Origin of the sequence: Xanthomonas sp. NCPPB 1068, from assembly GCF_041479385.2 — a bacterium.
GTDB lineage: Bacteria > Pseudomonadota > Gammaproteobacteria > Xanthomonadales > Xanthomonadaceae > Xanthomonas > Xanthomonas cannabis.
In genome coordinates, this window is sequence record NZ_CM192986.1 from 3,326,835 (window position 1) to 3,347,612 (window position 20,778).

19 protein-coding genes are annotated in these 20,778 nt (G+C 65.8%); 7 read left to right on the forward strand and 12 right to left on the reverse strand.

Annotation, left to right across the window (positions count from 1 at the left end; genetic code table 11):
- Positions 1-16: 16 nt before the first annotated feature.
- A complete protein-coding gene (locus tag ACCQ12_RS14155; RefSeq protein ID WP_039413419.1) occupies positions 17-625 on the reverse strand; it encodes a TetR/AcrR family transcriptional regulator in 609 nt (202 codons plus the stop codon).
- Positions 626-761: 136 nt separating this feature from the next.
- On the opposite strand from ACCQ12_RS14155, the gene ACCQ12_RS14160 reads away from it, so the two are divergent.
- Together ACCQ12_RS14160 and ACCQ12_RS14165 are read left to right on the forward strand one after the other, a co-directional pair.
- On the forward strand, positions 762-1,685 hold the full coding sequence (locus tag ACCQ12_RS14160) for an alpha/beta fold hydrolase (RefSeq protein WP_199859847.1): 924 nt from the start codon (positions 762-764) through the stop codon (positions 1,683-1,685).
- Complete coding sequence (locus tag ACCQ12_RS14165; RefSeq protein WP_372382008.1) at positions 1,682-4,156, forward strand: acyl-CoA dehydrogenase; 2,475 nt, start codon at positions 1,682-1,684, stop codon at positions 4,154-4,156. Before ACCQ12_RS14160 ends, ACCQ12_RS14165 begins: the two co-directional genes overlap by 4 nt.
- Before the next feature lie 321 nt (positions 4,157-4,477).
- Here ACCQ12_RS14165 and ACCQ12_RS14170 read toward each other — a convergent pair whose 3' ends face one another.
- Positions 4,478-4,831 (reverse strand): DUF1304 domain-containing protein, encoded by a 354-nt coding sequence (locus ACCQ12_RS14170; protein WP_372382009.1) that lies wholly within the window; start codon positions 4,829-4,831, stop codon positions 4,478-4,480.
- Between the two features lie 395 nt (positions 4,832-5,226).
- Positions 5,227-6,597, reverse strand: coding sequence for an NTP/NDP exchange transporter (locus ACCQ12_RS14175; RefSeq protein ID WP_372382010.1), 1,371 nt, complete (start codon positions 6,595-6,597; stop codon positions 5,227-5,229).
- A gap of 331 nt (positions 6,598-6,928) precedes the next feature.
- Between ACCQ12_RS14175 and ACCQ12_RS14180 the strand changes: the two genes are divergently transcribed.
- The 3 genes from ACCQ12_RS14180 to ACCQ12_RS14190 all read left to right on the forward strand — a co-directional run bounded on the left by ACCQ12_RS14180 (position 6,929) and on the right by ACCQ12_RS14190 (position 10,094).
- Positions 6,929-8,308, forward strand: coding sequence for a serine hydrolase domain-containing protein (locus ACCQ12_RS14180; protein WP_166744581.1), 1,380 nt, complete (start codon positions 6,929-6,931; stop codon positions 8,306-8,308).
- Positions 8,309-9,128: 820 nt separating this feature from the next.
- Positions 9,129-9,536, forward strand: a complete 408-nt coding sequence (locus ACCQ12_RS14185) for a hypothetical protein (RefSeq protein WP_372383621.1) — start codon at positions 9,129-9,131, stop codon at positions 9,534-9,536.
- Between the two features lie 219 nt (positions 9,537-9,755).
- Complete coding sequence (locus tag ACCQ12_RS14190) at positions 9,756-10,094, forward strand: hypothetical protein (RefSeq protein WP_372382011.1); 339 nt, start codon at positions 9,756-9,758, stop codon at positions 10,092-10,094.
- 434 nt (positions 10,095-10,528) lie between these two features.
- Here the strand turns inward: ACCQ12_RS14190 and gcvH are convergent, their stop codons facing one another.
- The 8 genes from gcvH to nudE form a co-directional block, all read right to left on the reverse strand.
- Entirely contained in the window at positions 10,529-10,924 is a 396-nt protein-coding gene (gcvH, locus tag ACCQ12_RS14195) for a glycine cleavage system protein GcvH (protein ID WP_104579830.1), read from the reverse strand.
- Positions 10,925-11,073: 149 nt separating this feature from the next.
- On the reverse strand, positions 11,074-12,183 hold the full coding sequence (gene gcvT / locus ACCQ12_RS14200; RefSeq protein ID WP_228333976.1) for a glycine cleavage system aminomethyltransferase GcvT: 1,110 nt from the start codon (positions 12,181-12,183) through the stop codon (positions 11,074-11,076).
- 153 nt (positions 12,184-12,336) lie between these two features.
- Complete coding sequence (locus ACCQ12_RS14205) at positions 12,337-12,771, reverse strand: NfeD family protein (RefSeq protein WP_039408890.1); 435 nt, start codon at positions 12,769-12,771, stop codon at positions 12,337-12,339.
- 3 nt (positions 12,772-12,774) lie between these two features.
- Positions 12,775-13,740, reverse strand: coding sequence for an SPFH domain-containing protein (locus ACCQ12_RS14210; protein WP_372382012.1), 966 nt, complete (start codon positions 13,738-13,740; stop codon positions 12,775-12,777).
- Positions 13,741-13,871: 131 nt separating this feature from the next.
- Positions 13,872-14,207, reverse strand: a complete 336-nt coding sequence (locus tag ACCQ12_RS14215; protein ID WP_104579833.1) for a YnfA family protein — start codon at positions 14,205-14,207, stop codon at positions 13,872-13,874.
- Positions 14,204-15,061 (reverse strand): nucleoside triphosphate pyrophosphohydrolase, encoded by an 858-nt coding sequence (gene mazG, locus ACCQ12_RS14220; RefSeq protein WP_372382013.1) that lies wholly within the window; start codon positions 15,059-15,061, stop codon positions 14,204-14,206. Before mazG ends, ACCQ12_RS14215 begins: the two co-directional genes overlap by 4 nt.
- A gap of 310 nt (positions 15,062-15,371) precedes the next feature.
- Positions 15,372-16,172, reverse strand: coding sequence for a 3'(2'),5'-bisphosphate nucleotidase CysQ (gene cysQ, locus ACCQ12_RS14225; RefSeq protein WP_039408880.1), 801 nt, complete (start codon positions 16,170-16,172; stop codon positions 15,372-15,374).
- Positions 16,169-16,717, reverse strand: coding sequence for an ADP compounds hydrolase NudE (gene nudE, locus ACCQ12_RS14230; RefSeq protein ID WP_039408877.1), 549 nt, complete (start codon positions 16,715-16,717; stop codon positions 16,169-16,171). Before nudE ends, cysQ begins: the two co-directional genes overlap by 4 nt.
- A 41-nt stretch (positions 16,718-16,758) precedes the next feature.
- On the opposite strand from nudE, the gene bioA reads away from it, so the two are divergent.
- Positions 16,759-18,177, forward strand: coding sequence for an adenosylmethionine--8-amino-7-oxononanoate transaminase (bioA, locus tag ACCQ12_RS14235; RefSeq protein WP_372382014.1), 1,419 nt, complete (start codon positions 16,759-16,761; stop codon positions 18,175-18,177).
- A complete protein-coding gene (locus ACCQ12_RS14240) occupies positions 18,168-18,902 on the forward strand; it encodes a 16S rRNA (uracil(1498)-N(3))-methyltransferase (RefSeq protein ID WP_047697366.1) in 735 nt (244 codons plus the stop codon). Before bioA ends, ACCQ12_RS14240 begins: the two co-directional genes overlap by 10 nt.
- A 369-nt stretch (positions 18,903-19,271) precedes the next feature.
- Here ACCQ12_RS14240 and ACCQ12_RS14245 read toward each other — a convergent pair whose 3' ends face one another.
- Positions 19,272-20,270, reverse strand: coding sequence for a glucokinase family protein (locus ACCQ12_RS14245; protein ID WP_372383622.1), 999 nt, complete (start codon positions 20,268-20,270; stop codon positions 19,272-19,274).
- Positions 20,271-20,778: the final 508 nt, after the last annotated feature.

Consider the following 20,778-nt stretch of genomic DNA (forward strand, 5'->3'; position numbering starts at 1 on the left):
ATGCCAGCCGAATCCTCTAGCCCGGAATCAACGTCTGAATCACATGCTCGACGTAGGATTCGAATTCTTCGCGTGCTTGTTTGGGTTGTTGCAGCTGCAGCGATAGTTGCAGGAAGCCGACGTAGGCGGCGTAGGCAAGGCGGGCGCGGTGTTGGGCGTCGGTGCGGGACAGGCCGGCCTGGCGGAACGAGGCGATCAGATAATCGAGGCGGCGTTGCGAGACGCGGTCGATGACCGGGCGCACGGCCGGGTGATCGAGCGCCTTGAGCAGTTCGCTATAGATGACATGCGGTTTAACTTCGTGCGCGACCAATTGAAACAGCGCGCGCAAGCGGGCGCTGGGGTCGGGTACGTCTTCCAGGCTGCCGAACACTTCCTTTTGTTCGAAGATCTCCCAGCGCTCCAGGGCGGCCTGCAGCAGGGCGTCACGCGAGGGGAAATGCCAATAGAAGCTGCCTTTGGTGACGCCGAGACGGCGTGCCAACGGCTCCACCGCAACTGCGCCCACGCCTTGTTCGGCGATCAGGTCCAGCGCGGCCTGCGCCCAATCGTCCGCGCTGAGGCGGTTGCCGCGACCGGAACTGGCGCGGGGCGTGGTGGGGCTGGCGTCGGTAATGTCGTTCATGGCGCGATTTAACCATACGCCTGGGTCAGTTGCAGTATGCATCACAAAAACGCCACACAATCGCCACGATTCAACGGCTTAACCGTCCATACCAAGGAGTATTGACAGGGAACAGGCGGCATCCATACCATTAGGTATGGTCACCGTCCCCTCTACGCTTGCACACCCTGCGCCCGTGTCGCCTGTCAGCGTTGGCGACGCAGCGCTGGCGGTGTCGGTGCAAGGCGCCGAATACCGGCAGACGGTATTGCTCGCGCATGGGTTCGGACAGACCCGGCATGCCTGGGAGGCGACCGCAACAGCGCTGGCGCACGCCGGCTACCGTGCGCTGTCGTATGACGCACGCGGGCATGGCGATTCGAGCTTCAATGACGCTGCCCTGCCCTACTCCGCCACCCAGTTCACCGACGACCTGATCGTGTTGGCAGGTGAGCAACCCGAACCGCCGGTATTGGTGGCTGCCTCCATGGGTGGCCTGTTCGGCCTGCTTGCGGAGGCACGCTGGCCGGGCCTGTTCCGGGCGATCGTGTTGGTGGATATCACCCCGCGCTGGGATACCACCGGCGTGGAGCGCATTCTGCGCTTCATGACCGCGCATCCGGACGGGTTTGCCTCGCTTGACGCCGCTGCCGATGCCATCGCCACGTACCTGCCGCATCGCCCGCGCAAGACGGCAAGCCAGCTGCAGGGCCTGCTGCGCCTACGCGACGATGGCCGTTGGCAGTGGCACTGGGACCCGCGCCTGGTCGACGAACTGGCGGGGCAGGATCCACAGCTGCAGCAACAGGCCTTGCTGGAAGCCGCCGCGCAGGTGCGGTGCCCGATGCTGCTCATCAGCGGCGGGCGCAGCGATCTGGTAACGCCGGCCAACATCACCGAATTCTTGTCGATTGCGCCGCACGCGCAGCATGTGCAGGTGGCCGATGCCACGCACATGCTGGCCGGCGACGACAACACCACGTTTACCGCCACCGTGTTGCATTATCTGGACGCACTGCCCTCGGTTGGCACCATTGCAGCGTCCAACATCACCGAGCATGTCACTGGAGCAAGACCATGAGCATCGTTGCACCGTTCCTCCTCGTCATCCTGGCGGCGGGTATCGCTGCCTATCACCGCATGCGCCTTGCCACCTGGGTTGCGATCAGCGCCTGCGTGCTGGTGGGGTGCTGGTTGCTGGGTGCCAATCTCACCGCGACGATCGCCGCCGCCGCGCTGGTGGTGCTGGTGGCCGCTCCGGTGCTGTTGCCCTTCCTGCGCAAGCCGCTGCTGACCACGCCGTTGATGGCCTTTTTCCGCAAGGTGCTGCCGCCGCTGTCGCAGACCGAGCGCATCGCGCTGGAAACCGGCTCGGTGGGTTTCGAAGGCGAGCTGTTCACCGGTGATCCGGATTGGCAGAAGCTGCTCAACTATCCCAAGCCGCAGCTCACCGCCGAAGAGCAGGCGTTCCTGGATGGCCCGGTGGAAGAGCTGTGCAAGATGGTCAACGACTGGGAGATCACCCACGTCCACGCCGACCTGCCGCCGGAGCTGTGGGACTTCATCAAGAAGAACAAGTTCTTCGGCATGATCATCCCCAAGCAATACGGTGGCCTGGGCTTCAGTGCGCTGGCGCACCACAAGGTGATCCAGAAGCTGTCCTCGATCTCCAGCGTGGTGAGTTCCACCGTCGGCGTGCCCAACTCGCTCGGGCCGGGCGAGCTGCTGCTGCATTACGGCACGCCAGAGCAGAAGGACTATTACCTTCCGCGCCTTGCGGTCGGTGCGGAAGTGCCGTGCTTCGGCCTGACCGGCCCGTTCGCCGGTTCCGATGCCACCTCGATTCCGGACTACGGCATCGTGTGCAAGGGCGAGTGGAATGGCGCCAACGTGCTCGGCGTCAAGCTCACTTTCGACAAGCGCTACATCACCCTGGCGCCGGTCGCATCGCTGATCGGTCTGGCGTTCCGCGCCTATGATCCGGAAGGCCTGATCGGCGACAAGAAGGACATCGGCATCACGCTGGCATTGCTGCCGCGCGAAACGCCCGGTGTGGAAATCGGCCGTCGCCACTTCCCGCTCAACTCGCCGTTCCAGAACGGCCCGATCCACGGCGAAGAAGTGTTCATTCCGCTCAGCCAGTTGATTGGCGGCGTGGAGATGGTCGGCAAGGGCTGGAACATGCTCAACGAGTGCCTGGCGGTGGGCCGTTCGATCACCCTGCCCTCTACCGCCAGCGGCGGTAGCAAGGCTGCGGCCGTGGTCACCGGTGCGTATGCGCGTATCCGCAAGCAGTTCGGCCTGTCGGTCGGTCGTTTCGAAGGCGTGGAAGAGGCGCTGGCGCGTATCGGCGGCAAGGCGTACGCGATCAGTGCGTTGTCGCAGGCGACCGCCGCAGCGGTGGATCGCGGCGATGTGCCGTCGGTGCCGTCGGCGATCGCCAAGTATCACTGCACCACCATGGGCCGCGAAGTGGTCAGCGACATGATGGACGTGATCGGCGGCAAGGGCATCATCCTGGGGCCGCGCAACTTCGCTGGCCGTGCCTGGCAGGCTGCGCCGATCGGTGTGACCGTGGAAGGCGCCAACATCATGACCCGCAGCCTGCTGATCTTCGGCCAGGGTGCGATCCTGTGCCATCCGTGGGTGATGAAGGAGATGCAGGCGGCGCAGGATCCGGACACGCGTCGTGGCCTGGAAGTCTTCGACCAGAGCCTGTTTGGCCACATCCGCTTCGGTATTTCCAATGCGGTGCGTTCGTTCTGGTTCGGCATCACCGGTGCGCGTATCGGCGCGGCGCCGGGCGATGCCTACACCCGCCGCTTCTTCCGCAAGCTGGACCGTTACTCGGCCAATCTGGCATTGATGGCCGACGTGTCGATGCTGATGCTGGGCGGCAAGTTGAAGTTCAAGGAGTCCTTGTCCGGCCGCCTGGGCGATGTACTGAGCCACATCTACCTGACCAGTGCGATGCTCAAGCGCTATCACGACGAGGGCGCGCCGGCCACCGACCAGCCGCTGCTGGCCTGGGCCTTCCACGACAGCGTGCACAAGATCGAAACCGCCTTGTCTGCGGCGCTGCGTAACTTCCCGATCCGCCCGGTGGGCTGGTTGATGTGGGTGTTGATCTTCCCGCTGGGCCGTCGTGCCGAAGCGCCGGGTGACCGTCTGGGCCACCGCGTCGCGTCGATCCTGATGGCGCCGAACGAGGCGCGCGACCGTCTGGCGCAGGGCGTATTCCTGACCCCGTGCGCCAACAACCCGGGCGGCCGCATCGCCAGCTACCTGACCAAGGCAGTGATGGCCGAGCCGGTGGAGCGCAAGTTCCTCAAGGCGCTCAAGACCAAGGGTATCGAGGCGCTGGACTTCACCGCACAGCTCGACGAAGCAGTGGCCGAGGGGGTGATCACCCTGGAAGAGCGCAAGTTGCTGGAAGAATTGCGCGAGATCATGATGGACACGATCACCGTCGACGACTTTGATCCGCATGAGTTGCGTGCGGCCAGCTTCTACGACAAGCCGCAGATGCAGCAGCCGCGCGAAGCGGCATAACGGCACGGCCAGGTGATGCGGGCAACGGCGGGCTTCTGGCCCGCCGTTGTCGTTTGTAGGGCCGCGCGCTACGCGCCGGCTGCAGCCGTGGGCCGCAAGTGGTCAGGTCTCTTGCCGCTCGACACACGGAGGCGGGCTTGCCCCACGATGAGGCATTGTTGCTATACGCCTGAGTGAGGCCGCTGGTAACACGCTGTCGCGGTCAGGCCCGCTCCACGGGAGACGACCCGCTGCCGAAAACGCCAGTGTGGGAGATCGCTGGTCATGCCTGATCGCGGTCAGGCTCGCGCCTGCACGAGGCGACTCGCTGCCGGACATGCCTCAGTGCGGCAGCCACACCAGGCATAGTGCGATCAACGCAGGCAGGGCCTGCACGAAAAAAATGCGGCGATTGACGCTGTAGGCACCATAGCAACCCGCCACGATCACGCAGCCCAGGAAGAAGCTCAGCACATCGGCGCGTGCCGCCAGTGCACCCCAGAGCAGACCGGCGGCCAGAAAGCCGTTGTAGAGCCCCTGGTTGGCCGCCAGTATGCGTGTGGCCCGGGCATTCTCCAACGTGTTGCGGAAGGTCTTCAGGCCCAGTGGGTGCGTCCACAGCGCCATCTCCAGCACCAGGATGTAGACATGCAGCAGGCCGACAAGGACACCGGCAACGATCGCGAGCAGGGACATGGCGAAAAGATCTGATGGACGTGCGGCAAGCATAGCCGCGATGCCGTTGCGGCTGTCTGGCAAGACGCGATGCCTGGTGACCGGATGGCGTCACCAGCTCGGCAAACCCGCGCGTAATGACCAGGTTGCCTGGGCCATCGATCGATCACCGTGGGCGCAGGCCTGCAGCCGCTAAGAAGCGGCGCGGACGGCACTCCGAGCTAGCCACCGAAGCATGATCGGCGCCCGCGCGTTGTCAGTCGTTTGCCCTCGGCAGGACGGCCTGGGTCGAGGCATGGAGACGGCAGGGGGCACGTCGATTGCACCATCAACCGCACAGCCTCAGCACCCTGTCGATGGCACCCTGGCCGGAGCCGACAGACGCAACGACACGCACCTGCACGACCCGATACTGATCAGCCCTGCGATTCCGCCACGCGCTCACCCGCTCCGCCATCGCGCTCTGCCGGCAGCTTGCGTGCCTCACGCAGCAGCCCGAACGCGCCCAGCGTCATGCCGGCGGCGGCCAGCAGGCCGACGACGAAGACGGCGCTCGAGCCCAGGGCCGACACCAGCTTGTGGATCCAGACAAAGCTCAGGTCGCCGCCGCGGTAGACCACAGTGTCGATTGCCGCGCCGGCCTTGTAGCGCCATTCGCGATGCACGCGTGTGTAGAGCGTTTCGCGCGCAGGCTTGGCCAACGCAAACTCGCTGGAGCGGGTGATCACCTGCACGATCGCGATCATCATCGGCAGCGGCGACGCGGCGAGCACCGCATAGCCCAGGGTGATGGCGACTCCGGGAATCAGCAGCGCCGGCGCAATGCCGAAGCGCGACAGCAGCGCGCGGGTTACCAGTAATTGCAGCACCAGCGTAAGCGCATTGACGGCCAGGTCGATGCCGGCGTAATACGCGGTGCTCGCTGCCGCATCCGTGTACAGGCGCCGCACCAGCGCAGCCTGCTCGTTGTACAGCAAGGTACCGACGCCCACGCCGAACAAGGTCATCAGCGCCAGCCAGCGCAGCAGCGGCTCGCGTACGATCAACTTGAGCCCGCCAAACACATCGCCGCCCATCGGCACTTCGCCGGAATCGAGCCGAAGCTCCTGTTCGCGCGCCACCGCCCACAGCCGCAGGCGCAGCACGCAGACCACGCAGACCGACAGGAAGCCGGCCGACACCAGCATGAGATGCGCGATGCCGATGCGCTCGACCAGGGTGCGGGTCAGGATCGGCCCGAGAAACGCACCCAGCGTGCCGGCCGCGCCGATGTAACCGTAGTAGCTGCGCGCCTCGGCATTGCTGAAGACATCGGCCATGAAGCTCCAGAACACCGCCACCGCAAACAGGTTGAACACGGTCACCCAGAGGAAAAACGCCATGCCGCGCCCGGGTACGTCACTGTTGAACAGCGCGTAGAACAGCAACAGGGTGGCGATGAAGAAGCCGTACACCGTCGGCAGGAACACCCGACGCGGGAACCGGCTGACCAACGCGCCGTAGATTGGCTGCAGCAACAACATGATCAGGAAGGTGCAGGTGAACAACACCTGCAGGGCCAGATCCTTGAGCGGCATGCCGTGCGCGGCGAAGAAAGCGATCATGCCGGCGGGGAAGATCGCCTGCAGGTCCGCCGAGGCGCCCATCGCCTCGCGCACCGGGCGCAGCACGTAATACCCGCTGAGCAGGCAGAAAAAATACAGGAACGACCACGCCAGCGGCGGCGAGTTGCGCAGCGCTGCGCCCAGACGGCCAACCGCAGAGCGCGGCGCAGACGGAGCGGTCATGGTGTCAGCGCCTGCGCGAACGAACCCGACAGCAAGACCATGGCGGTGGTGGTACCCGACTAGAAGTAGCGCGCACGTTAGCCGATGCCGCGCTGCACCACCAGCAGCGCTGGCCCGCTGCGGCCATGCCCGCGGACGGCGCCTGCGGCACGTGGCTTGCAACCTTCAACTCAGCGGCCACTGCCGATCGCCAACGCTCTGCGATCGGCTCGCTTTCTGAACCCAAATCGTCAATAGGATCAATATGATGCCCATTCATCTTCCGGCAGTTTGTGCTATTGCGAAGCGCGGCGCTAGAATCGCCGGAGGCAGTGGATCAGGCGGGAAAACCATGACAGTAATGCGCAGGCACCGACGGTTCCGTCCGTTGGCCATCGGGCTGCTCGGGGCGTTATTGCCTCTGGCCCTTTCTTCCACGGCACAGACGCCTGCGCCCACCGCTTCGACCCTGCAGCCGGCAACCGTGGTGCAATCGCCCACTGCCCCGCTCCCGTACCGCGCTTCGCTGCCCGCCAGCAAGGTGTTGGCGCCGGCCGCCGGCTTCGATGTGGCGGCCTTCGAATCGATGGCCGACCAGCTGACCTACGGCAATCGCTTGCCGGGCATGGCAATGGCCATCGTGCAGGGCGGCAAGGTGCTTAGCGCGCGCGGTTATGGCGTCACCGACGTCAATCATCCGCAGCCGGTCGATGCGCACACGGTGTTCCGTCTTGCCTCCCTGTCCAAGGCCTTTGCCGGCACCATGGCCGGCCTGCTGGTCAACGACGGCGTGTTGCGCTGGGACAGCAAGGTGGTCGACTTCGTGCCCGGCTTCCAGCTCAGCGACAACCTCGCGACCCGTCAGCTGACGGTGGCCGAAGTGCTCAGCCATCGCGTCGGCCTGACCCGCAATGCCTACGACCGCGATATCGAATCCAACGTCGATTACTACTCGCTCAGCCACAAGCTGGCGACCGCACCGCTGCGCTGCGCGCCGGGCGATTGCTACGCCTATCAGAACGTGGCCTTCAGCCTGGTCGGCGATGTGGTGTTCGCCGCCTCGGGCAGCTTCTACGAGCAATCGGTGGAGCGGCGCATCTTCAAGCCGCTGGGCATGAACGATGCCAGCATGGGCCTGGCCGGCATCCAGGCCAGCCCGCGCTGGGCGCGGCCGCACGTGCGCAGCCGCAACGGCTGGGTGTCACTGACGCCCAAGCCCACCTACTACCGGCTGGCGCCTGCCGCCGGCGTCAACGCCAGCGCCAGCGACATGGCGCAATGGCTGCTCGCGCACACCGGCCATCGCACCGACGTGCTGCCGGCGCCCCTGCTGGCCACCTTGCACGCACCGCTGATCTCCACGCCGGGCGAAATGCGCTCGGGCTGGCGTCACGAGCGTGTGGATGCAGCCAGCTATGCGCTGGGCTGGCGTGTGTTCGACTATGCGGGCCATCAGGTGGTGTTCCATGCCGGTGCGGTGCAGGGCTACCGCGGACTGGTGGCGCTGTTGCCCGAGCGCGACCTCGGCATCGCCATCATGTGGAACGGCGAAAGCGGCCTGCCCTCAGGCATGCTGCCCACCATCCTCGATCGCGCACTTGGCCTGCCGGCCAAGCGTTGGCTGGATATCGATGTGGACGGTGACTTCGGCAGCGAGAACATGCTGGCCGAAAAGCCCGACCCGGCCGGCAAGGGCACCTCGTCCGGCAAGTCGGTGGCATCGCCGCGCTGAGCCGCCTGCCGCGCCGGCACTGCATACCTGCAGCGGTAGCGCGCTGCATGCTCAGACACAGGCGGCTTCGGCCGCCTGCGTTGTTTCTGGCTGTCGCCGCGCTACGCCTGGTTCCACGCTGAGCCCGAGGGCGCCTTGGGAAGTGGTCGATGTCGATCTGCATGGTCGGGATCCCGGGCGTGGACTCCCCTTCGAACGTTGACCGCAGCGCCGTCGCTTTGCTCCGGGCAGTCCATGCACGCACAAGCGTTCCGCGCGATGGATGTTGCGGGGCCGCGGTGCTGCCGTCGAGAACGATGCGCTGGGTCCGCCCACGTACCGGATCGGACGTGCGTGCTCGATTGAATCCAAGAATCCTCGACGCTGGCCACGTTGGGCCTTTGCTCGCTGCTTCGCGCGCACCGGCCGTCCCGCACGACGAATGTCGTGAGAGAGCGCTTGGGCGCCGCAAACGACGAACCCTGCCCGCCTGCCGCTCCGGCTTGCGTGCCGGCTACGACCGAGGGACTCACGCTGGCAGATGTCGTGACTGCTGGAAGAGCCATGGCTGCACGGCGCTGCAAAGCCACCATGACGGCGCAAACCAACGCAAGGCTCGCCCGCACCACGCCTGCCCTGCACCAACGCATGATCGACCGCCGTGCCGACGACGGTCACTGCGTGATCACGGCCTCGCGCCCGGCCCGGACGGCCGTGCAATAAAAAAGCTCCCTCCCCGCTGGGCGTCGGGGAGAGAGCTCGATGTTTACGGCGATCGGGTGTTGCAGATCAGATCAGCGGTGCCGGGGTGGCGGGCAGCGCGACCGGAGCGGCCTTCTTCTTGCGAGCGGCCGGCTTCTTCTTGGCGACCTTCTTCACTGCAGGCTTCTTGGTAGCGGACTTCTTGGTGGCGGACTTCTTGGTCGCCTTCTTCGCTACGGCCTTTTTCGCAGTCTTCTTGGCGGTCTTTTTGACGGCCTTCTTGGCGGCAGTCTTCTTGGTCGCCTTCTTTACGGTCTTCTTCACTGCCTTCTTGGCGGTTGCCTTCTTCGCAGTCTTCTTGACGGCCTTCTTGGCGGTTGCCTTCTTCGCAGTCTTCTTGACGGCCTTCTTGGCGGCGGTCTTCTTCACTGCCTTCTTGGCGGTTGCCTTCTTCGCGACCTTCTTGGTCGCCTTCTTGGCGGCGGTCTTCTTCACTGCCTTCTTGGCGGTGGGTTTCTTTTTCGCAGCTTTTTTAGTGGCCATGTAATTGGCTCCTCGTCAGTGAACTATGGAGATGAAACGCCCAGTTGAACCAAACCCCGCGCCGGCATGCCGTCGTCGGGAACCGTCCGCAGATGATGCGCGACGGGACGGATACAGAAACACCCGCATCGAACGGCGACACGGGTGCGTGATCGAAACGACAACTGCTTTTCTGGAGAGAAGCGGACCCGACTCCACCAGTGATCGTGCTTCGGTGGACGTCTTGAACAAGCGTGTCGGCTTGATGTCGATTCTGCTCACTCTCTTTCGCAGCAATGTCTGCTGGGCGAAACCTAATCACGCTTTTTTTTACTGTCAACACTCTTTTGCATTTTTTTTTCAGTTCGCCATCGCCATGCCTGGCATCGACGTCCGGCAAGCGCACCATGCGCGCGGCACGGCGCACCGCCAACGCGCGCACCGCTGCGTCGCTGCCATCAAAAAAGCACTTCTTTTCTGCTGTTTTTCTAAATCGCTGCAACGACGCGCGTCGTGCGCCGCCACGACGCTACGGCGGTGCACTGCACCTGGCGGCATTGTTCGCCGCCTGTCCGCCAGCTGAAAATTTTTTGTCCGGCGACTCCACTTCCGGTGTCGCACACGCCCAAATGCGCAAACTTATTGCGTCGTTTGATCGCCGCATGCGTGTCGTTACGCGCTGGTCGCCACATGCAGCGCGCGCTGGCTCGCTTGGTCGACGCGCGTTGCCACGGGCAACTTTTTCACCAGGCGCACGCCAGATCCTCACGGGTGACTCACGTCAGAAATCCGACGCGCGTGTCCGCTTGTGTTGGCATCGGATCACCGCGCCATGGATGCCGCCATCCGACGTGGTCGCGTTGCCGTCGGCGCTTGATGCGCATGGCCGATCGAGCGCGCGCACAGGCGACTATCCAAGCGCCCACCCGGTCATGCTCGCGCATCGGCATCTCCCGCATCGCGCAAAAAAATGGCCGCTCCAGGAGCGGCCATTGGAGTGCAGCAGGCGAGATCGCCTCAGTGATCGTCGTCTTCGAGCAGCTCGGCATAGTCGTCGGGCGACAACAGTTCGTTGAGCTGGTCCTTGTCGTCGAGTTCGACGACGAAGATCCAGCCTTCGCCGTAGGCGTCTTCGTTGATGGTTTCCGGCTTGTCGCCCAGCGCGCTGTTGACCTCGACCACGGTCCCGCTGACCGGGCTATAGACATCGGACGCCGCCTTGACCGACTCGACGACCGCGGCGCCGTTGCCGGCCTGCACGGTGTCGCCGACGCCCGGCAGTTCGACGTAGACCAGATCGCCCAGCAAGCCCTGTGCGTGATCGGAGATACCGACGGTCACGCGGCCGTTGCTCTCGACGCGGGCCCACTCGTGGGATTTGAGGAACTTGAGGTCGCCAGGAATCTCGCTCATGGGTGTGCTCCGGGAAAGTTGGGTCAGGGAATGGGGTCGGGACAGGTGGTTAGTTTAGACCGCGCGACAAGACAGGTGCACGCGCGGCGGTATGGCTGGGTTGCATGCGATTGCATGATGCCGGCCAGCGACGGCCGACATCGTCGGGCTCACTCGCCCAGGACGCCGGGCTGCGCCTGGCCGTCGCGCACGAACGGGAACTTCACTGCGCGCAACGGCACCTGCTTGCCACGGATGTCCACGCGTAGCTGGTCGATGCTGCCGGCCGGCACGCGTGCAAAGGCAATCGCCTTGCCCAGCGTCGGCGAGAACGTGCCCGACAGGATTTCGCCCTGACCGGCAGCGGTGAGCACGGTCTGGCCGTGCCGCAGCACGCCTTTCTCATCCATCACCACGCCGATCATCTGGCGCGGCGCACCTTGCGCCTTCTGCGATTCGAGCACGGCACGGCCGATGAAGTCGCGGCCTTCGTCGAGCGTGATCGTCCAGGCCAGTGCGGCCTCATACGGAGTGACCGCGTCGTCCATGTCCTGGCCATACAGGTTCATGCCAGCCTCCAGCCGCAGGGTGTCACGTGCTCCCAGGCCGGCCGGCTTGACGCCCTGCGCGAGCAGCGCATTCCAGAACGTCACTGCAGCATCCTGCGGCAGCACGATCTCGAAACCGTCTTCGCCGGTGTATCCGGTGCGTGCCAGGAACAGTTCGATGCCATCGCGCGATCGGGTCTGCAATGCGGCAAAACGGCTGAGCTTGCTCGCCGCGGCGGTGTCGGCAGGATCAAGCAGGTCGATGACCTTGGCGCGGGCGTTGGGGCCTTGCACCGCGATCATCGCGAAGTCGCCGCGCTCTTCCACGCGCACCTCGAAGCGGGCCGCCTGCTCGCCGATCCACTGCAGGTCCTTCTCGCGGGTGGCGGCGTTGACCACCAGGCGGAAGAAGTCTTCGCGCATGTAATAGACGATGAGGTCGTCGATCACTCCGCCCTGCGGATTGAGCATGCAGGTGTACAGCGCCTTGCCGGCGACCTTGAGCTTGTCCACCGAGTTGGCCAGCAGGTAGCGCAGGAACTCACGCACGCGCGCACCGTGCAGGTCGACCACGGTCATGTGGCTGACATCGAACATGCCGGCGTCGCGACGCACCTGATGGTGCTCGTCCAGCTGCGAGCCGTAATGGATCGGCATGTCCCAACCGCCGAAGTCGACCATCTTGGCGCCGAGCGCACGATGGGTGTCGTTGAGGATGGTCTTCTGGGTCATGAGCGCCGGTCCAAGGGAAAGACGCCCATTATCGCCGCCCAGCCGCACTTGCGGGGAAGCCGTGCATCCGCACAGCCGGAATCCAGGGCGCGCGTGCCTGACACTGCCACCCCGCACTGCAGCATCCGGAGCAGCACGCTATCTGCACACGCATCAGCCGGCCGCTTCCACCAGCAGGGTCATGCCATCCACACCGACGATACGCACCGGTGCGCCGGCCGGCAGCTCCGGACCGCTGACCACCCAGAACGCGTCGTCGACCTTGGCGCGACCGCGGCCATCGTGGATGGGCTGATCGAGCAGCACGCGACGGCCGATCAATTGCTCGGCGCGCCGGTTGAGCAACGGCCGATCGCTCTGCCGGCCCTTGCCGCGAAACCAGCTGCGATAGACCTGCACCGACACGAAGCTGAGCAGCACGAACGCCACGATCTGCACCAACAGCGACATGCCCGGCATTGCGAGCACCAGCAGGCACACCGCCGCCGCGGCGATGCCCATCCACAACAGGAATGCACCCGGCACCAAGGTCTCGGCGGCGATCAACAGCAACGCAAGCACCGCCCATACCACCACATCCCAACGCATGGCTCAGACTCCCGCGCGCGGCGGCATCGGCGGCACGCGTACGCCGGCGGTATCGGGTTTGCCCAGCGCTTCCTTCGCCAGGTCGGCGATGCCGGCAATCGAGCCGATGATGCCGCTGGATTCCATCGGCATCAGCACGAACTTCTGGTTGGGTGCGGTGGCCAGCGCCTTGAACGCCTCCACATATTTTTGTGCAACAAAATAATTGATCGCCTGCACGCTACCGTTGGCGATCGCATCGGACACCACCTGGGTGGCGCCGGCTTCTGCCTCGGCCAGCCGCTCGCGTGCTTCGGCATCGCGGAAGGCGGCTTCCTTGCGGCCTTCGGCTTCAAGCACGGCGGCCTGCTTCTCGCCGTCGGCGCGCAGGATTTCCGATTGCCGCGAGCCTTCGGCTTCGAGAATCTGTGCGCGCTTTTCGCGCTCGGCCTTCATCTGCCGCGCCATCGAATCGATCAGGTCGCGCGGCGGCTGAATATCGCGGATCTCGATACGAGTGACCTTGATGCCCCAAGGATTGGTGGCCTGGTCGACGACGCTCAGCAACTGGGCATTGATGGTTTCGCGCTGGCTCAGCGATTCGTCCAGGTCCATCGAACCGATCACGGTACGGATATTGGTCTGCACCAGCGCGATCGTGGCGATTTCCAGGTTGGAGACCTCATAGGCGGCCTTGGCCGCATCCAGGACCTGGAAGAACACCACCCCGTCCACGCGCACCACGGCGTTGTCCTTGGTGATGACGTCCTGGCTGGGCACATCCAGCACCTGTTCCATCATGTTGATCTTGCGGCCCACGCCGTAGACCACCGGCACGAGAAAGTGCAGCCCGGGACTCATGGTGTGGGTGTAGCGGCCGAAGCGCTCCACCGTCCACTGGAATCCCTGCGGCACCATGCGCACGGTCTTGAACAACACGATGACGCCGGCAACCAGAACGGCGATGGCCAGAAACGAAGTTGGAAACATGTGCAGCCCCTTTGCAGTGACGAGTCGGTCCTGCGCGAAGTATGCACCCGCTGCACACACCACACTGGCGGCAACGGACAAGGCTGCGCAGCGCTACGTCGGCCGGCGTGCGCGACCAGCGCCTACCCGGCTCAGGCGTTGCGTGGCGCGAACATGATGACCGCCATGCCCAGCAGGCAGCAGCCGGCACCGAGCAGGTCCCAGCGCGTGGGCGTGATGCGGTCCACCCACCACAACCACAGCAGCGCACTGGCGATGTAGACCCCGCCGTAGGCTGCGTAGGTGCGTCCGCTGGCAGTGGGATGCAGGCTCAACAGCCACACGAACAACGCAAGGCTCAGTGCGGTGGGCAGCAGCAACCACGCACTGCCGCTCTTGCGCAGCCATAGATAAGGAAGGTAGCAGCCCACCAGCTCGGCCACGGCGGTGGCGACGAACAGCAGCAGCGTGCCCAGCGCGGAGTTCATCGGCGTGCCACAGGGTCGGAATCGGGCATCGGGGCTGCAGCCGCTTCGTCCCGCTTGACCTGTTGCCACAATGCTTCCTGCGCGCCCAGCGGCAGCGCGTCCAGTCCGGCGCCCTGCGCATGCGCCAGCGCTTCCATTGCGCGGAAGCGACGTTCGAACTTCAGGTTGGCGTGCCGAAGTGCCGCGCCCACGTCCACCTTGGCATGCCGCGCGAGGTTGGCGCAGACGAACAGCACGTCGCCGAGTTCGTCTTCCAGACGCGCCTGATTGTCGGCCACCGGGCCACGCGCGAATTCCACGCGCAACTCGTCGAGCTCTTCCTGCAATTTATCCAGCACCGGCGCCGGGCCCGGCCAGTCGAAGCCGACCCGCGCCGCACGCGACTGCAGCTTGGTGGAGCGCTGCCACTCCGGCAGACCGCGCGCGATGCCGGCCAGCGCCGACTCGTCCTGATGCCCGGCGGCGCGGCGCTCCTGGCGCTTGATCTGTTCCCAGTTGGCGCTCACCGCCTGGGCGTCGTCGGCCGCCTGCGCTGCGAAGACGTGCGGGTGGCGACGCACCAGCTTGTCGCTGAGCGTGGCGACCACCTCGGCAAACCCGAACGCGCCCTGCTCGGACGCCATCTGCGCATGGAACACCACCTGCAGCAGCAGGTCGCCCAGCTCGTCGCGCAACCCCGGCAAGTCGCTGCGATCAATCGCGTCGGCCACTTCGTAGGCTTCTTCGATGGTGTACGGGGCGATGCTGGCAAAGGTCTGCTCCACATCCCAGGGACAGCCGTGCTCGCGATCGCGCAGGCGTGCCATCAGCTGCAGCAGGCGTTGGATGTCGCCGGTGGGCGGAGTCTGTGACATGGTGTCTTCCTGAAAACGGTGGGCAGGCGCACAGCGCCGCCGCGATGCTCCATGCGCAATGCGGCGGCAGCGTGGCGATCGCGCATGCGTGCAGCGGATGAACCTCAGGCGCGCAAGGCTGCCGCAGTGTACCTGTCGGCCGATACGGGGCTGACGTATCCGTCGATGCGCGGGTAGCATCGCAGGCACGCCGCACAAACGCGATACGGGCCGCACCCGAGCGCTCGGCGTGCGGGTGCGGCGTGCCACGACGGGCGCGCATGCGTTAACAGACCGGCACACCGACGCTGCCGGCCATCGCCGGGCATGCTTACGCCAGCCAATCGCGCCAGGGCAGATTGGGATCGCCCATCGCGATGAAGTCGCCATTGAGCAGCGTGTCGCGACGGTTGTAGCGGAACGGTTTGCCGGAGCCGCCCGCCAGCAGCACGCCACCGGCGGCGTGCAGCACGCACTGGCCGGCCGCCGTGTCCCACTCGGAGGTGGGGCCGAAGCGCGGATAGACATCCAGGTCGCCTTCGGCGATGCGGCAGAACTTCAACGACGACCCTTGCGCGACCACGTCGATCTCGCCCATGCGCTCCAGCGCGGCGGCGGTGCGCGCATCGCGATGCGAGCGGCTGGCCGCCACCCGCAATGGCGTGGCGGCCGGGGTGCGGGTCTGCAGCATCTCATCGCGATCGCCGTCGCGGCGGTAGGCATTCTCGCCGCGCGCGGCGTACCAGACCCGGCCATCGACCGGCGCCTGGACCACGCCGAGCACCGGCGCGCCCATGTGGATGAGTGCGATGTTGACGCTGAACTCGCCGTTGCGTTTGACGAACTCACGCGTGCCGTCGAGCGGATCGACCAACCAATAGCTGGTCCAGTACTGCCGTGTTTCCCAGGCGACATGCGCAGACTCTTCCGAGAGCACCGGCACGTCGGGTGTGACCCGGCGCAGGCCGTCGACGATGACGCGGTTGGCAGCCAGGTCGGCCTGGGTCAGCGGGCTGGCATCGTCCTTGATCTCGACTGCGAAATCCTGCGCGTACACCTGCATGATGGCCTCGCCGGCCTCACGGGCGATGGCGATCACGGTTTCGCGCAATTCCATCGGGATGCGGATCACCGGTTGCGCTCCAGCCACTCGCGCGCGATGAACAATGCCGCCAGCGAGCGCCCCTCCGAGAAATCCTCGCGCAGCATCAACTCGTCCAGACGCGCCAGAGGCCAGGGCACGACTTCCATCTCTTCCGGTTCGTCACCCACCAGGCGCTCCGGGTAGAGATCGCGCGCGAGCACCAGCCAGGATTGGTGACTCATATAAGTAGGAGCAAGCGTCATCGCGCGCAGCACCTGGACCTGGCGCGCGCCATAGCCGGCTTCTTCCTTGAGCTCGCGGTCGGCGGCCTGCTCCGGGGTCTCGCCGGCATCGATGCGCCCCTTGACCAGGCCCAGCTCGTAGCGATGCACACCGGCCGCGTATTCGCGCACCAGCAGCACCGTCGTCTCGTCGAGCATCGGCACCACCACGACCGCGCCATGACCCTGGCTGAGTTGGCGCTCGTACAGGCGGCGTTGCCCGTTGGAAAACTCCAGATCCAGCTGCTGGCGACGGAACGGCCCGTCCCCCAGATCGGTGATCTTGTGGATGGTCGGCAGACGCGGGCTCATGCGTGGCACGCAGCCGCGGAGCGGACCGATAGAATAGGCAGATGCATCGACATGTTCATGAGCCCGAAATCCTAGCAGACCCTGCAGCCTCCGAAGCTGCCCAACAGTGGCGGCAACGCGATCTTGCGGTGGTGTGGCACCCGTGCACGCAGATGCGCGAGCATCCGCACACGCTTCCCCTGGTGCCGATCGCAAGCGGCAGCGGCGCGTGGCTGGTCGGCCACGATGGCCGCCGCTATCTGGACGCGGTCAGCAGTTGGTGGACCAACCTGTTCGGCCACGCCGAGCCGCGCATCGGTGCGGCCATCGCGCAACAGGCCGGCACGCTGGAGCAGGTGATGCTGGCCGGCTTCACGCACGCACCGGCGGTGCAGTTGGCCGAGCGCCTTCTGGCCATTGCGCCACGCCAGCCCGACCGCGCGCCGTTGTCCAAGGTGTTCTACGCCGACAATGGCTCGGCCGGCGTGGAAGTGGCCTTGAAGATGGCCTTCCATTACTTCCACAACCGTGGCGAGCATCGCCGCACGCGGTTCATCGCGCTGGAAAACGGCTACCACGGCGAGACCATCGGCGCGTTGTCGGTGGGCGACATTCCGCTCTACCGGCGCGTGTATGCGCCGCTGTTGCTGGAAGCGACCTTCGCCCCCTCGCCCGATGCCTACCTGGCCGAGCCCGGGCAAAGCGCAGAAGCGTACGCGCTGCAGGCCGCCGATGCGCTGCAGGCACTGTTCGAGCAAGCGCCCGGCGAGATCTGCGCGCTGATCCTGGAACCGCGCGTGCAATGTGCCGGCGGCATGCGCATGTATCACCCGGCGTATCTGCGCCGCGCACGCGCCTTGTGCGATGCGCACGGCGCATTCCTGATTGCCGACGAGATTGCGACCGGCTTCGGCCGTACCGGCACCTTGTTCGCCTGCGAGCAGGCCGGTGTGATGCCCGATCTGCTGTGCCTGTCCAAGGGCCTGACCGGCGGCTTCCTGCCGTTGGCGGCGGTGCTGGCCACCCAGCAGTTGTACGACGCGTTCCTGGACGATTCGCGCGAACGCGCCTTCCTGCACTCACACAGCTACACGGGAAATCCGCTGGCCTGCGCGGCCGCGTTGGCGACCTTGCAGATCTTCGCAGACGACGACGTGATTGCGCGTAACCAGCACACCGCCGCGCACATGAGCACCCTGGCCGCGCAGATCGGCGAACACCACGCGGTGGCCGACGTGCGCCAGGCCGGCATGATCGTCGCCTTCGAACTCACCCATGGCGGCGACAAGCGCACGCCTTTCCCCGCGGCCGCGCGCGTCGGCCTGAAGGCGTATCGCGCCGCGCTGGAACGCGGGGTGGTGCTGCGGCCCCTGGGCGACGTGCTGTACTGGATGCCGCCGTACTGCGTGGACGAGGCGCAGCTTGCCTTGCTGGCGGCAACCACGCGCCAGGCCATCGAGGAGGCCGTCGCATGCGCGTGACCCGCTCCCATGTTGCGCTGCCGCTGCAGTGCGACCAGGAAGTGACATTGCCCGAGGAATCGGCCAACCACCTGCTGCGCGTGCTGAGGCTGCGCGAGGGCGATGCCTGCATCCTGTTCAATGGCGATGGCAGCGACTACCACGCACGCATCACCGTGGCCGGCAAGCGCGAGGCACGCGCGATGGTGGAACGTGCCGAGCCGCTGGCGAACGAATCGCCACTGCGCATCACCCTGATACAGGGCATCGCCCGCGGCGAAAAGATGGATCTGATCCTGCAGAAAGCCACCGAGCTGGGCGTTGCAGCCATCGTGCCGGTGAACGCCGAACGCACCGAAGTGAAGCTGGATGCGGCGCGCCTGGAAAAACGCGTGGCGCACTGGCGCAGTGTGGTGGTGTCTGCCTGTGAGCAATCCGGCCGGGCGCGCGTCCCGGCGCTGGCAGCACCGACCGGCCTGCAGGAGGCGGCAGTGGCCAGCGACCCGCAGGCGCTGCGGCTGACCCTGGACCCGCAGGGCGAGCATCGCCTGGGCAGCTTGAGCGCGGGCACGCAGCGGGACGTCATCGTGGCGATCGGGCCGGAAGGCGGCTGGTCACCGCGCGATCGGGCGACACTGGCCGACGCCGGGTTCACCGGCCTGCGCCTGGGGCCGCGCATCCTGCGCACCGAAACCGCCGGGCTGGCCGCCATTGCCGCATTGCAGTCGCGGTTCGGGGATCTGTAGGGCGCCGACGTGGCGGATGGATCGTTTGTAGGGCGTAGGACAGCCCGACGCAGGCAGCGCTCCGGTAAGGCGTAGGAGCGCACCCGGGCGCGATGGGCCTTCCCGCGGAGCGACGTTTCCGATAGTCCTGGCGTTTGTCGGTAAGGCCTCTCGCGCCCAAGGGCGCTCCTACGAAGCTTTTGCGGTCGCGAGTTTGTAGGTCCGTGGGACAGCCCGATGCAGGCAGCGCCCTGGTAAGGCGTAGGAGCGCACCCGGGCGCGATGGGGCCTTCCCGCGGAGCGACGTTTCCGATAGTCCTGGCGTTTGTCGGTAAGGCCCCTGCGGCCGCAGGCGCTCCTGCGGCGTGGATGCGATCCGGGGGTTCTGGCCTAGCGAGCGTGCTGGAGAAGCCAGCTGGCCGCGCCGATGACGCCGAGCTGGCCGTGTTCGACGATGCGCACCGGCACCTGCTGCAGCGCCGGGCGCAACGTGCCCTTGTCGAGCAGGCGGGTGACGAAGTCGCTGGCGGCGATGAAGTCGGCGATCTGCGGCAGGAATCCGCCAGCCAGATAGACGCCGCTGCGAATGCCATACAGCAGCATCATGTCGCCGACCACGCTGCCCATGAAGCCGCAGAACGCCTGCAGCGCGTCGCGCGCGAGCACGTCGTTGCCGGCCAGCGCAGCGGCGGTGACATCGGCCGGGCCGGCATGGGTGGCCCGCTCGCCGCGCAACACGGCCAGTGCGTGATAGAGATTCAGCAGCCCCGGGCCGGACAACAAGGTCTCGGTGCCGACATGCGTGCGGGTGCGCCGCAGTTCCTGCAGCAGGGCCACTTCCAGATCGCTGGCGGCGGCGAGCGCCGCGTGGCCGGCCTCGGTCGGCAACACCACCGGATGGGCGCCATTGGGGATCCATACCGCCGCGCCCAGGCCGGTGCCCGGGCCCAGCACCAGCGCCGGGCCGGGCGCGCCCTGCGCCGGGCCGGAGAGCTGCATCACCTGACTGCCGGTCATGTAGTTGGCCGCGTAGCCGACCGCCTCGAAATCGTTGACCAGATGAAGCACCTGCATGCCGAGCTGGCGACGGATCTGTTCCGGTGCCAGCACCCACGGCAGGTTGGCCGTGATCACGCTGCCGTCTTCGAGCGCGTATCCGGCACTGGCGATCACGCCGCGCTGCACCGGCGCACATCCCAGTTCGGCGAAGAACGCGGACATGATGTCGGCCAGGCCCGGGTAATCGGCGCAGCGGTACTTGCGGTAGTCCAGCACCGTGACCGGCTTGCCTGCATCGGCGCTTTCGCAGACCAGCGCCAGGCGCACATGCGTCCCTCCCACGTCTGCGGCAACGAAGGTGTCGGGGCGCGGAAAGGCCACCGCTTCCATTGGGCTGCTTGCGCTCACGCATTCTCCTGTTAAGTGGCAGCGGGCTGGCGTCGAGTCCCGTTGTCCGACGAACGGCAGCGGGTAGACAACGTTGTCAGTAATTGCCGTGTAACGCAACCGTGGAGCGCACAATCACGGCGATCCAGGGCCGCCCCCATCATCCGCGAAAAATCCGCACGCATGACAACGATTCCGGCACAAATTTCGCCAGACGCTGCGACACAAAACGTTTCCAGCATTGAAAGCGCCAATCGACCCGGCACGGCAGACGCACGGGCACGCGCGGCTGGTCGACTAAGTCGACGATCGCGCTGCAAAAATGCTGCATTGCAGCGCAATCGCAGCTGCATCAGAGATCTGTGACGACGTGTTGACAACGCTGTCAGCGCTACGCGAGACTCGGTCCAAATCGGGGTTCTGGCAGGAGGGGCCATGGACTGTTCGGTACTGAAGAACGGCTCTTCCCTTCCCTGCTGATTCCAGGTTCGCGGGTCCTGCGTCATCAGAC